Here is a 12,096-nt window from a genome sequence, read left to right on the forward strand (position 1 = left end):
CGCTGTGCTCGCCTTCGCGCCTGGTCTGTGGCCAAGCTAAAACATCAACCAAAGTTGAGGTCAATACGCGGGGAGAGTCGATGAGTGATTGTGTGGCTTCAGGACATTGGGCAAGAATGACAACGCGATGAGCGTTCAGCATTTCTTCCGCGTCCTGGACCCGATTCAGCAACTGCGCTACACGCCGTACGAGAGCATCGGCTCCGACATTTGGGATTTCAACGAAGAGGAGCTCTGGCAGCCAGGCGTCACCTACACACTGGTGGCGTTCTTGCCGCCGCTGAAGGGATCTCCGCAGCGGGTCACCGTCGAGGGACCCGGCGGTATCGGAGAGTTCGCCGGCGTCCCCGTGGTCCGGGGAAAGCCCAGGAACGACCCGTCGGCCCTGCCGGAGAAGCGGGCCGAGGGATGGCCGCGGAAAGGCGAGAACGTCACGGTTCCGGTGACCACCGGCCCACCCGACGAGGACCCGGTCGTCAGCAGGCTCGTCTCCCAGGTGGAGACCGTGGTCGCGCGACGGGAGAGCGACTCCGGTCGCGAGACGGTGGCGCTACGCGCCGACGTGCTCTTCGCCTTCGACAAGGCCGACCTGAGCCGGCACGCCAAGAACGTCCTTCGCGACGTCATTCGGGAGACCCGCGAGCGTGCCGACCTGGACAGACCGCCCATCACCATCACGGGCCACACCGACGGGGTGGGCACAGACCGCTACAACCAAGCACTCTCCCACAACCGCGCCGACGCCGTACGCGACCTGCTCGAAGCCGAACTCGGCTCCGGCTACCGGTACAAGACCCGGGGCCAGGGCTCCACCGATCCAGTCGAGTCCGAAGGCGGCGACAACGACGACTGGGCCCGTTCCCAAAACCGTCGCGTCGAGATCTCCTACGCCTTCAAGCAGGACATCGCGACAGAACCCGAGCCCCACGGCGAAACGGAGACCCAGACCAAGACGCTCACCGTCGATCCCGCGGACGCCGCGCCGCCCGCGAACTTCCGCCCCTTCACCAACGCCAAACCTGCCGCCGAAGCCGCCTTCGACCAGAAATACTTCTTCAGCGGAAACCAGGAACACTCCTGGAAGCTGCAGGTCTACCCGTTCTACCGGGACGGCGCATACCTGGTGGCACGGTTCCGGACCACCCACCAAGGCGATGACCTCCCGGGCATCAACCCCTTCGGCACTGAAGGCTCCTTCGAGTTCAGCGCGTTCGACCCGAAGACCGGGACCATCTATCCCCAGGTGTACAACGGCCAGAACAAATCCCACGTGGACCGCGTGGGCTCACGCCTCTGGCCCGCCGCCCTGGCCGCCGGCTCGACGCAGTACGGCTACTTCTACATCCCGGCCCCACCCTCGTACACCACTGAGCTGACCTTCTACGGCGGCGGTTTCGGCCTCCTGGAGGGCATCCCCATCGAGAATTGACGGTTGGGCTTCATGGCCGGTGCTGCCGTGCGGCTCCCGCCACCCACGGCACGGTACGGAACGATGTCGGCACCGACAGAGGCGCCCGGAGTATGCGCGCAAGGCCTACACGACGCCGGCCGGAGTGGTCGTCTTCCTGATCTGATTGTGGATCGCCAATATCGCGGTCTGGACCGGTGTGGAGTCCGACGCCGAGATCGCCCGCAGGGTGAAACCGATTACTGGTTCTCGTACAGAGCCGGGTACGAGTAGATGTGCAGACACCAGCGAGTGTCGCCCGATAGCTTGAGCTGCCATGACCCCACAGGAGGCCCGCGCTGTCGTGGCGAATCTGCCCACAGCCCGTGAGTGCTGGCTGACCCAAACGGTTTCGACGGTGCAGGCAGAGGCGCTGTGGCTGGCCGGTTCCTTGGGACGCGGCGGCGGCGATGCGTGGAGCGATGTCGATCTGATCGTGGTCGATGGTCACCCCGCTCTGGACGGCGCCCTGCTCGTCCTGGAGCAGCCGGGCAACGGCCCGGTTGGCGGTGGGTATGTCGGAGCCATGTACGACATAGGCCCGCTCACGCTGTGGGTTGACTGGTACCTGTGGCCGCCCGGCATCGAGGTGCCGGACGATACGCGGTTGCTGCTCGGCCATGGCACACCGGGGAATCTCGGCCTGGGAGAAGCGCTTGATCACCTCGGACGCGGCCGTCCTGGGCCCACGCCGGATCCTGCGCTGTTCGCCCTCGCGATGCTTCCTCTGGCAGCGAAGTTCATCGCTCGAGGGCAAGGCGAGGCTGCCCTCACGATGACCACGATGCTGGGCGCGCCACCTGACCTGGATCCCCTCGACGGCCTGATGACGGTGCTCTCACGCATCGCGGGACATGCCAAGGTTTGTGACCGGGTCGAGCGTTACCTTCAGGTCGTAAGTGCCTTGGTCCGCAGCTAAGGCCTGGTCCGTACCTTCCCGGGTGCTCTGAGAGCTCGCCGAACGGCGGGCCATGTGCGCATGACCACGGCTCCGCATGCTTACTCGTGCTTACCTCTGCACACCACGGAGTACGCCGATATCAGCTGGCTTGTTCGGCTCTGGCTCGGGTCTGGGCGAGGCGGTAGGAGTCGGTGCCGATCTCGAGGATGTTGCCGGCGAAGGTGAGGCGGTCGACGATCGCGGCGCAGAGGCGTGGGTCGGTAAAAGTGCGGATCCAACCGGAGAAGGACTCGTTGGAGGCGATGGCCACGCTGTTCTTCTCGCTTCCCGCGGGAGGCCATGTGAGCGCCCCGGATCCCGGTACATGGCTGCTGGACCGCATCGACGCTCAAGAGAAGGCGCAGCCAGATTGAGCAGACCCAGGCCCGGATCGAGGAGCTGACCGGCCGCCTGCGGGAACTCGACCAGGACCTTGATCATCTGCGGATCACCCGCAAGACCCTGCTCGTCCTGGCCGCCGAGCCCGATCTGGCGCCCCCACCGCCACCCGTTCCCACGATCCCTGACCACCCTGCCTACCGGCAGATTCTCGCCATCCTGGCGGCCACCGGCCAGCCGGCACGAGCGCGGGACCTGTGTGCCGCTCTGGACCTTCCCTGCCGCGCAAGAACATCGAGAACACTCGCGCCAAGCTCAAACACCTGATCGGCCGGGGCATCCTCGAAGAGACCGAGCCGGGTTCGTTCGCCCAACCGCGTCCATAGACCGGCCACGGACCCCCACGACCAGCTCTCCTCACGCAACACAAGCGATCAAAGGAAACATCAACTCTCGAACCGCCCTCTCGTTGGCGTACGCCGCGGTCTCCGCGGCCAGGAGCAAGCCCGCCCGAGCCCTGTACCGCGTCCGGCAGGCCGCACGAACATGCGCTTGAGCTCCGCCGTCCCCGGAAGGTCAGGCAGTAGCCGCACGCCGGCACAGCCGAGGAGGTCACCGTCCTCGTCACGCGCCACCAGGAACACGCCCGTCGTGGGGGTCCCGCGCCAGCGCCCACCGCTGTTCGGCCTCCGTAGCTGGGCGATCTCGGTGAAGTACTGCCACATCACGTCGCCGATCTCCAGCTCCATGGTCCACCTGGGCATGTGCGCCATGGTCGAAGGCCGCCCCGATGCCTGTCATTCCGACGGATCGTCACGGCCTTGGCTCCCAGCAGCTGGCCGCCCGTCAGGCGTTCCACCTGGCCGCTGACTTTCCGGGCGGTGGTGCCGATACCAGTTCAGTGTTGCGGATACAGCCTCGTCGTGAGGGGTGACGTTGACGGGTCCGAAGGCATTGCGGAAGGCGGAGTCGTCGGAGACGAATGGTCGGTCGCGCTGATACCACGTCTCACCGAGTTCGCGGACGATGGGGTTGAACAGCCCGATGAGGCGCTGGGTGGTTCGGCCGAGTCCGGCGATCCTGGGACTGCCGCCGGCAGCGGACCATACGTGGTCGAGGAATTGGCGTCCGGTGATCGCCCCGGCGGCCGGTAGGTGCCAGGCGCGCCCGTCGGCCTGTTCGTGTTCCCCGAGGGTGACCAGTGCGGCGGCGATGTCGGGGAGGTAATTGAGGGTGTGGGGCTGGTCGAGGTCGCCCATCCAGCGGGCGGTCTTGCCGTTCAGCGCGGCGGCGAAGATGGTCGGGCCGAGGACCGTATTGACACCGCCGGGCCCGTAGTAGTCCGATGCCCGGCCCAGGGTGGCGCGGACCCGGCCGGATTGATGAGCGTCGAGGATGAGCTTGTCCACTTCAGCGCGGGCGCGGCCCTTTCGGGAGCCCGCGACGTGGGGCAGGTCCTCGGTCATCGTGCCCTCGACGGGCCCGTAGACGTAGAGGTTGTCGGCCATCACCAGTTTGGCCCCGGCCGCCTCGACTCCGGCGAGCACGGTACGGGTGAGGGCGGGGAATTCCGTGACCCAGCGCGTGTAGCCGGGTTGTGCGCATTGGTAGACGACGGCGGCGCCGTCACAGGCGGCGATCGCACCGTCGAGCGTGGTGATATCGGCACGGAGGTCGTCCGGGCCGGTGGCCGCGCCGCGGGTGACGGCTCTGACATGGCGGCCACGGGCGGTGAGTTCGGCGACGACGGCTTTGCCGATGGCTCCGGTGGCGCCGAGTACAACGTGCAGTTGGGACATGAGGTCCTCCGGTCTCCAGATTTAGTAACGCTGTTATGTAACGACGTTATGATACTCTGGGAGGCATGGCAAGACCCAGAATTCGTGACTACGCAGAGCTCCGCCGAGACCTGGTCGACGCCGGTGGCCTGCTGTTGGCCGAGCAGGGCCCGTCCGCGTTGAGCACCCGCCGTGTCGCCCGGCAGGCGGGTGTGTCCACCACGGCGGTCTACAACCTCTTCGGCGACAAGGCCGGCCTGGTTCGCGAGATGTTCCTGTCGGGGTTCGAACGTCTCGCTGAGGCCTTCGCCGCAGTACCACGCACCGACGATCCCGTCGCTGACCTGCTGGCTCTCGGCCACGCCTACCGCGCCAATGCTCTGGCCAACCCGCATCTCTACGAGCTCATGTTCGGCCGGCCGGTCCCCGAGTTCCAGCCCGATGCCGAGACCGCCGCACAGATCCAGCCCACCTTCGACAGCTTGGTCACCGCCGTCACACGGTGCGTGGAAACAGGCGTGTTCGCGCCCGCCGAGCCGTACGACCTGGCCGTCCGGCTCAACGCCCTTGCCCACGGGCTGTGCAGCCTCGAACTGCGCGGCGCCCTCGGAGACCCCACGCAAGGCAGCCGCCACTGGGACGATGCCTTCGAGACACTGGTCCGCGGCCTGTCCGCCACTCACCCGTGATGCGGCCCAGGAGCGCAGCCCGGTGGGGGACAACGAACTGGCCATCAGCATGCTCACTATCTGGTCGCCAGCGGGGAGAGCTCTAAGGTCTCCCGATGGCATCAGACGCGTTTTCGGTGGTCAGTGCGGCTCTGCATGCGACCTCGCTGGCCGAGCAGTACGGCCACCCGGCGTGGGTCCACTGCCGGGTCGAACAGATCCAAGGCGGCGGTGCGATAGGCGATGCCGGCCGCGGCGCCGCCGCTTCGCCGGGAGCAGCGAGGTGTACACCGCCTCCCGGATCAGGTCATGGACAACGGCCACCCGCGGTGTCGATGGAGGGCCGGATCGAACGCCACGAGATACTCGGAGGAGCGATTTTCGAGGCGGCCAGACGGACGGTGTCCCACGTCCGTCCCGGATCAGCCCACGGGCGTGGGGGCGAGGTGGCTACTGCGCGGCGGTCCCCCTCCTGTCTATGGAACGGCTTCGCGCGACGGGAACCTGGTGGGCGTGACCTATCTGGCGGCGGGCACGATGGGGGGCACGGGCGTGTCGGACGAGCGGACCAGGCGGGGTCCAGCGGGCCCGAACACCTCGCGGGGTTCGGGGAACCACGACAGCAGCGTCAGGTAGAGCAGCGCGGCCAGGGCCAGGCCGATGGGCAGGGAGACGTCCACGCCTCCGGCCAGGCCGCCGAGCGGGCCGACGAACTGGCCGGGCAGGTTGACCGACAGCAGCGCCACCAGGGCCGAGACGAGCCAGGCGGTCATGGCCCGCCAGTTCCAGCCGTGGGTGAACCAGTAGCGCCCGCCCCGCTGGCGGCGGTTGAAGACCTGCAGCGCCTCGGGGTCGTACCAGCCGCGGCGGGTGACGTAGCCGATCGTCATGATCACCATCCAGGGGGCGGTGCAGGTGATGATCAGGGTGGCGAAGGTGTAGATGCTGGCGGTCAGGTTGGCGGCGAAGCGGCCGATGAAGATGAAGACGATCGACAGGGTGCCGATGAACACCGTCGCCCGCACCCGGGAGAAGCGCGGGAAGACGCTGGAGAAGTCCAGGCCGGTGCCGTACAGGGCGGTCGTGCCGGTGGACATGCCGCCGATGAGCGCGATGAGGCAGACGGGGACGAAGAACCAGCCGGGGGAGACGGCCAGCAGTCCGCCGACGTAGTTGGGGGCGGCGGGGTCGACGTACGGCGCGGCCTTGACGGCGATGATCGAGGCGGTGGCCAGGCCGAAGGTGAAGGGCAGGATGGTGGCGATCTGCGACAGGAACGCCGCGGCCATCACGCGGCTCTTGGGGGCGGAGGCCGGGATGTAGCGTGACCAGTCGCCCAGGAAGGCGCCGAACGAGACCGGGTTGGACAGCACGATCAGCGCCGCGCCGATGAACGAGGGCCAGAACAGGGGGTCGCCGGAGGAGATGGGGCCGATGTATCCGGGGTCGAAGTCCCCGGCGAAGGCGACGGCTCCCACGGCGAACAGCAGGGACGCGGCCACCACGGCGATCTTGTTGACGAACAGCATGAAGCGGAAGCCGTACACGCAGACGACCAGGACGAGACCGGCGAAGATCGCGTAGGCAAGCCCGCGCATGGCGTCGTTCTCCGGCAGCCCGGCCAGGCGGTGGGCGCCGCCGACGAGCGCGTCGCCGGAGGACCACACGGAGATCGAGAAGAAGGCGATGGCCGTCAGCAGCGACAGGAACGACCCGATGACGCGGCCGTGCACGCCGAGGTGGGCGCTGGAGGAGACGGCGTTGTTGGTGCCGTTGAGCGGACCGAACAACGACAGCGGCGCCAGAATGAGCGAGCCGACGACCAGGCCGAGCACCGTCGCCGCCAGGCCGTGCCAGAACGACAGGCCGAACAGGATGGGGAAGGCGCCGAGCACGCAGGTGGAGAAGGTGTTCGCGCCGCCGAAGGCCAGGCGGAACAGGTCGAAGGGTGTGGCGCTGCGATCGGCGTCGGGGATGCGGTCGACGCCGTAGGTCTCGATCTCGGTGATGGTGCTCACGGCGACTCCCGGGGGGTGTTCAGGGCGAGGAGGCTGACCAGGTCGTAGGCGACGTGGGCCGCGGCCACGGAGGTGATCTCGGCGTGGTCGTAGGCGGGGGCCACCTCGACGACGTCGGCGCCGACGATCGCGCGGTCGGCCAGGCCGCGCAGGATCTCCAGCAGTTCCCTGCTGGTCAGGCCGCCCGCCTCGGGGGTGCCGGTGCCGGGCGCGTGGGCGGGGTCGAGCACGTCGATGTCGACCGAGACGTACAGCGGGCGGTCGCCTACGCGCTGGCGCAGGATGTCGACGACCTCGTCGACGCCGCGGCGCATGACGTCGGAGGAGGTCAGGATGCCGAAGCCGAGGCGCCGGTCCTCTTCCAGATCGCGCTTGCCGTACAGGGGGCCGCGGATGCCGACGTGGCTGAGGGCGGAGGTGTCGAGCAGGCCCTCCTCGACGGCGCGGCGGAAGGGGGTGCCGTGGGTGTAGGCGGCGCCGAAGTAGGTGTCCCAGGTGTCGAGGTGGGCGTCGAAGTGCAGCAGCGCGACCGGGCCGTGCCGTTCGGCGGCGGCGCGCAGCAGTGGCAGCGCGATCGTGTGGTCGCCGCCGATGGTCACCAGGCGGGCGTCGAGGGCGGCGGCCGAGGCGGCGATGGTCTCCACGGCCTCGCCGATGTCGAAGGGATTGCAGGCGATGTCGCCGGCGTCGGCGACCTGGACCGTCTCGAAGGGGGAGAGGTCCAGGGCCGGGTGGTAGGGCCGCAGCAGGCGCGAGGCCTCGCGGACGGCGGCCGGTCCGAACCGCGCGCCGGGCCGGTAGGAGACGCCGCTGTCGAACGGCACGCCGACCACGGCGACGTCGGCGCGGCCGACCTCGTCCAGGCGGGGCAGCCGGGCGAAGGTGGCGGGCCCGGCGAAACGCGGGATCTTCGAGGAGTCGAGCGGTCCCCGGGGCATGTCGTGGTCCTTTCGCGTGACAGGTCCTTTCCGGAGAGTGTGCAAGCCCTGCGCCGGACCGGGCAATTGTGGCTGCCATGGAATGGTTGCCTATGCTTTGTGTGTGACCACAAAAGTCTCGGTGGAGGATCTGGTCCGTTCGCCCGCACTTCAGCTGCGGGTGCTGGCCGGGCGGGCGGGTCTGTCGCGGTCGGTGTCATGGGCACACGTCAGCGAACTCGACGACCCGACGCCGTGGCTGCTCGGGGCCGAGGTCATCATGACCACCGGGATCGGCGTGCCGCGCGGGGCCGCCGAGCAGAGGGCCTACCTGGAGCGGCTGGACGACGCGGGGGTGTCGGCGCTGGCGTTGTCGGCCCAGCTGCACGTGCCGCCGCTGCATCCGGAGTTCGTGGCCGCGGCCGAGGAGCGCGGGATGCCGGTGCTGGAGGTACCGCTGGCGGTGCCGTTCATCGCCATCGCGCAGGAAGTGGCGGCGGCCGTGCAGGAGGACGCGCGCCAGCGGCTGGGCGCCCAGTTGCAGGTGTTCGGCGCGCTGCGCTGGCTGGCGGCAGAAGACCTCGACAGCGCCACCCTCGTGCGGCGGCTGGAGCGCCTGTCGGGCTACGACGTGTACGCCTGCACGCCGCAGGGACGGCCGCTGCTGGACGGCGTGCCCGTCCCCGACCTGGCGGTCATCCCCGCCGAGCCCGACGCGCCGCCGACGATCGCCGGCGGGTTCGTGCTGCCGGTGCCCGCGCCCGGTGGGCCCGCCGGCTTCATCGTCGCCTTCGAGCGGGAGGGCGCGCGGCCCGCCGGGCTGGCCGTCGCCCAGCACATCGCCACCGTCGCGGCCCTGCGGGTGGCGATGGAGCGCCACGACCGCGAGACCCTACGGCGCGAAGGCGCGGAGACGCTGGCCGAGCTGCTGCAGGACGTTCTCGATCCGGCGACCGCCCGCCGCCGTCTGGGCAGGCTGGGGCTGACGGGCGAGATGGTCCTGCTCGTGGTGCGCGGCGTGCCGGGCGAGTCGCTGCTGCGCGCCCTGGACGAGGTCCCGCACCTGCTGCTGCGCCGCGGAGAGGACCACCACGTGCTCGGTCCTTCCGCGGTCTGTACGGCGGTGGCCGCGCTGCCGGGCCTGTCCGCGGGAGCCTCCCGGCCCTTCCCGGCGGGGGAGTCCACCCGGGTGGCGCAGCGGGAGGCGGGCTGGGCGGCCACCCGCTCGGGCGAGTCCGGCAAACCGCTCGTGCACTATGGCGAGGACACCACCGGCCGGTGGCTGCCCGACGATCCCTGGACACTGAACGCCCTGGTCGAGCACGTGCTGGGGCAGGCGCTGGCCTACGACGCGGCGCACGGCTCGCAGCTGGTCACCTCGGTACGCACGTGGATGGAGCGGGACAGGCGTACCGAGGAGGCGGCCCAGGTGCTGCACATCCATCCGAACACGCTGGCCTACCGGCTGCGCCGTTTCGCCGATCTGACCGGGCGCGACCTGTCGTCCAGTGCCGCGTTCACCGAGGTGTGGATGGCGATCCGGGCGGCACGGGAGCTGGACATGTGACCGCCCATTGCGTTGTCCCGCGCGACCCACCTTGCCGGGATCCTCCTACGTTGTCACCCCGCGACACTGACCATGCACGCCATGCCGGGCGACCGCCGAGCCACGCCACGTCCGGCGGCGAAGATCCCGCGGGTCGCCCTTCGATTTCGCTCCCGCCGTACAGCGGCTCCTGAAGGTAGTCCTCATCGCCTCGGGCGAGGCGCAGGCAGAACTGGACGTCCGCGCGACCACCACCGGGCGCTGATCAGCGTGCTACCCAACGAACAAACCCTGACGGTCCGGGAGCTGGCGCGAACACTTTGGGCCGATCGGTGAAAAAAGGACGATGGATTCGCGCAAGGGAAGGCGGCCGATGACACCCAGAGCGACGGCGAGAGCCGTGACATGACCCAGGCGACTGACGCCGAGCTCATCGAATGCTCCCTGCAACAGCCGGAATGCTTCGCCGCGCTGTTCCACCGCCACTATTCGCCGATTCACGGCTACGCCGAGCGGCGACTGTCTCGCCCGCTGGCCGACGACATCGCCGCAGAGGTGTTCCTGATCGCGTTCGACCGGCGCGGCACCTATGACCTGTCGCGGCCGGATGCTCGGCCTTGGCTGTACGGGATCGCCTCGAACCTGATCTCTCGCCATCACCGGACCGAGATCCGGCAGTACCGGGCGCTGGCCAGGACAGAGGCGAAGGAGTTCGGCGAGGACCACGCCGAGCGAGTTGCGGAGGTGCTCGACGCCTTCGCCGCGCGCGGCCGGCTGGCGGCGGCGCTGGCGGAGCTGCCGGCCGGGGACCGGGACGTGCTGCTGCTGGTCGCCTGGGCCGAGCTGACCTCCGACGAGGTCGGCAGAGCGCTCGGCGTACCGGCGGGCACGGTCCGCTCACGGCTGCACCGTGCCCGTACGAAGATCCGCGCCGTGCTGGATCCGGTGCTCACCAGGAAGGAGCGTTGATCATGAGCGAATACTTGCAGGCCGATCTGGAGGCGCTGCGCCAGGCATGGCCTCAGCCCGCCCCGCCATCGCCTGACGCCTATACCGCCGCCAGGGACGCGCTCCTTCAGCGGGCCGCGGCGACGGCGCCTCGGCGGGCCCGTCGCTTTCACCTGCCCAGGGCGGGCCGGCGGGCCGTTACGATCGGCATGCTCGCTGCCGTGATCTCCGCGGTCGCGCTGGTGGCCGACCCCGCGGGAGTCGAGGCGCCGCGCCCTGTCGTGCCCGGCCTGGCGATGCCGGCCGCCAACGCGCAGGCGTTGCTCGGCCGGGCGGCCGAGGCCGCCGGGAACCGCGCGTTCACCGCCCCCCGTCCTGACCAGTGGGTCTACGTCGAGACGCGCTTGCGGGGCGTCGGGAAGGCCGCCCCGGGGGAGGTGCAGACCCCGCGAACCCCTCTGGAGACCCGCGTGGACCGGTCATGGACCCGGGCCGACGGCAAGGAGGTAGCCCTCTTCGAGGACGGCGAACTGGTTCGCTCGCCCACCGGCGGCGCCATGCCCCCTCAGGACTATGCCACGGTGGCGGCACTTCCCACGGATCCCGAAGCGCTGCTGGCCTGGATGTATACCAACATGGGCGACCTACACAATTCCGAGGAGGACCGGCACAACTCCGCCTACCGCCTGCTTGGCTCCTTGCTCGCCCAGAACCTGGTGCCCCCGGCGCAGGAGGCGGCCGTCTACCGGGCCATGGCCAAGATCCCGGGGGTGACGGTGAACCCGGACGCGGTCGACGTCGATGGGCGTCCGGCGGTGGCGGTGGCCCGTGTCGAAGACGGCTGGGTGAGCCATGAACTGCTGCTCGACCGCTCCACCTACACCTACCTGGGCGAGCGCGCGATCGCCGGCGCCGACTACACCGCTCCACAACCGGGCGTTCGCATGGAAGAGGGTCGAAAGATCATCTATGAGGGGCACTCCTACACGATCAAGAAGGGAACGATCATGACGCTCGCTGTCCGTCTGGACATCGGGGTCACCGATCGGCCCGGGGTAAAGCCCTGAGCGCTGGTCGCCGGCGCGGGTGGGCGCTGGCCGCGGCGTCGCTGCTGCTGACGCTCCCCTCGGCCGTCAATCTGGCCGGTGGGCTCGCCTGGATCTGGACGCCTTGGCTCCCGTTGCCGCTGCTCGACCTGCTGGCGCGGGCGGGACTGCTCGACGCGTGGCTCGTGGCGGATCTCCTCGCCGCCTCGGGCGCCCTGGGGGCGGCCGGGACGGCGGCGCACGTCGCGCGGGAGCGGACCGCCGGCGCGCTGCTGCTTGCCGCGGTTTCGGCGGTTAGCCTCGCCGTCGCCATGATCGGAGGCGGCTGGCTCCCCGCATGGTACGGCGTGGCATACGCTGCGGCGCTGGTCTTACTGCAAACCTTCCGGCGGCACGGCTCTGATCACGACGTTTGATGTGACGACGACCAAGGGTTTGGCGAGGCCGTC

12 protein-coding genes are annotated in these 12,096 nt (G+C 69.4%); 7 read left to right on the plus strand and 5 right to left on the minus strand.

What is annotated here, in order from left to right:
* Nucleotides 1-127 precede the first annotated feature (127 nt).
* Both ACFWYW_RS39355 and ACFWYW_RS39360 read left to right on the plus strand, forming a co-directional pair.
* Complete coding sequence (locus ACFWYW_RS39355) at nucleotides 128-1,429, plus strand: OmpA family protein (protein ID WP_379616219.1); 1,302 nt, start codon at nucleotides 128-130, stop codon at nucleotides 1,427-1,429.
* 295 nt (nucleotides 1,430-1,724) lie between these two features.
* A complete protein-coding gene (locus ACFWYW_RS39360) occupies nucleotides 1,725-2,366 on the plus strand; it encodes a hypothetical protein (RefSeq protein ID WP_379616217.1) in 642 nt (213 codons plus the stop codon).
* Nucleotides 2,367-2,487: 121 nt separating this feature from the next.
* Here the strand turns inward: ACFWYW_RS39360 and ACFWYW_RS39365 are convergent, their stop codons facing one another.
* The 3 genes from ACFWYW_RS39365 to ACFWYW_RS39375 form a co-directional block, all read right to left on the minus strand.
* The gene (locus tag ACFWYW_RS39365; RefSeq protein WP_379616215.1) at nucleotides 2,488-2,658 is read right to left on the minus strand and encodes an ATP-binding protein; all 171 of its coding nucleotides are present in this window, start codon (nucleotides 2,656-2,658) and stop codon (nucleotides 2,488-2,490) included.
* A gap of 514 nt (nucleotides 2,659-3,172) precedes the next feature.
* Nucleotides 3,173-3,499, minus strand: a complete 327-nt coding sequence (locus ACFWYW_RS39370) for a GNAT family N-acetyltransferase (RefSeq protein WP_379641215.1) — start codon at nucleotides 3,497-3,499, stop codon at nucleotides 3,173-3,175.
* A 24-nt stretch (nucleotides 3,500-3,523) separates the two neighbouring features.
* Nucleotides 3,524-4,525 carry an NAD-dependent epimerase/dehydratase family protein gene (locus ACFWYW_RS39375; protein ID WP_379616213.1) on the minus strand — a complete coding sequence of 334 codons (1,002 nt, stop codon included), beginning with the start codon at nucleotides 4,523-4,525 and terminating at the stop codon, nucleotides 3,524-3,526.
* A gap of 65 nt (nucleotides 4,526-4,590) precedes the next feature.
* Here ACFWYW_RS39375 and ACFWYW_RS39380 point away from each other — a divergent pair, with 65 nt between their 5' ends.
* A complete protein-coding gene (locus ACFWYW_RS39380) occupies nucleotides 4,591-5,193 on the plus strand; it encodes a TetR/AcrR family transcriptional regulator (protein ID WP_379616211.1) in 603 nt (200 codons plus the stop codon).
* 497 nt (nucleotides 5,194-5,690) lie between these two features.
* Here ACFWYW_RS39380 and ACFWYW_RS39385 read toward each other — a convergent pair whose 3' ends face one another.
* A complete protein-coding gene (locus tag ACFWYW_RS39385) occupies nucleotides 5,691-7,190 on the minus strand; it encodes a purine-cytosine permease family protein (protein ID WP_379616209.1) in 1,500 nt (499 codons plus the stop codon).
* On the minus strand, nucleotides 7,187-8,128 hold the full coding sequence (gene speB, locus ACFWYW_RS39390) for an agmatinase (protein WP_379616207.1): 942 nt from the start codon (nucleotides 8,126-8,128) through the stop codon (nucleotides 7,187-7,189). Before speB ends, ACFWYW_RS39385 begins: the two co-directional genes overlap by 4 nt.
* Before the next feature lie 103 nt (nucleotides 8,129-8,231).
* Between speB and ACFWYW_RS39395 the strand changes: the two genes are divergently transcribed.
* From ACFWYW_RS39395 to ACFWYW_RS39410, 4 genes are all read left to right on the plus strand, one after another.
* Nucleotides 8,232-9,674 carry a PucR family transcriptional regulator gene (locus tag ACFWYW_RS39395; protein ID WP_379616205.1) on the plus strand — a complete coding sequence of 481 codons (1,443 nt, stop codon included), beginning with the start codon at nucleotides 8,232-8,234 and terminating at the stop codon, nucleotides 9,672-9,674.
* A 384-nt stretch (nucleotides 9,675-10,058) separates the two neighbouring features.
* Nucleotides 10,059-10,622, plus strand: coding sequence for an RNA polymerase sigma factor (locus ACFWYW_RS39400; RefSeq protein WP_379616203.1), 564 nt, complete (start codon nucleotides 10,059-10,061; stop codon nucleotides 10,620-10,622).
* A 2-nt stretch (nucleotides 10,623-10,624) separates the two neighbouring features.
* Nucleotides 10,625-11,668 carry a CU044_5270 family protein gene (locus ACFWYW_RS39405; RefSeq protein ID WP_379616202.1) on the plus strand — a complete coding sequence of 348 codons (1,044 nt, stop codon included), beginning with the start codon at nucleotides 10,625-10,627 and terminating at the stop codon, nucleotides 11,666-11,668.
* Nucleotides 11,669-11,781: 113 nt separating this feature from the next.
* A complete protein-coding gene (locus tag ACFWYW_RS39410) occupies nucleotides 11,782-12,063 on the plus strand; it encodes a hypothetical protein (RefSeq protein WP_379616201.1) in 282 nt (93 codons plus the stop codon).
* Nucleotides 12,064-12,096 lie beyond the last annotated feature (33 nt).

This window comes from Nonomuraea sp. NPDC059023 (genome assembly GCF_042740095.1).
Lineage (GTDB): Bacteria > Actinomycetota > Actinomycetes > Streptosporangiales > Streptosporangiaceae > Nonomuraea.

Excerpts from the sequence above, each read along its gene's own strand:
- ACFWYW_RS39400 (WP_379616203.1), top strand. The coding sequence starts at position 10,059 with ATGACCCAGGCGACTGACGCCGAGCTCATCGAATGCTCCCTGCAACAG.
- ACFWYW_RS39360 (WP_379616217.1), top strand. The coding sequence starts at position 1,725 with ATGACCCCACAGGAGGCCCGCGCTGTCGTGGCGAATCTGCCCACAGCC.
- ACFWYW_RS39380 (WP_379616211.1), top strand. The coding sequence starts at position 4,591 with ATGGCAAGACCCAGAATTCGTGACTACGCAGAGCTCCGCCGAGACCTG.
- speB (WP_379616207.1), bottom strand. The coding sequence starts at position 8,128 with ATGCCCCGGGGACCGCTCGACTCCTCGAAGATCCCGCGTTTCGCCGGG.
- ACFWYW_RS39405 (WP_379616202.1), top strand. The coding sequence starts at position 10,625 with ATGAGCGAATACTTGCAGGCCGATCTGGAGGCGCTGCGCCAGGCATGG.
- ACFWYW_RS39375 (WP_379616213.1), bottom strand. The coding sequence starts at position 4,525 with ATGTCCCAACTGCACGTTGTACTCGGCGCCACCGGAGCCATCGGCAAA.
- ACFWYW_RS39370 (WP_379641215.1), bottom strand. The coding sequence starts at position 3,499 with ATGGCGCACATGCCCAGGTGGACCATGGAGCTGGAGATCGGCGACGTG.
- ACFWYW_RS39355 (WP_379616219.1), top strand. The coding sequence starts at position 128 with ATGAGCGTTCAGCATTTCTTCCGCGTCCTGGACCCGATTCAGCAACTG.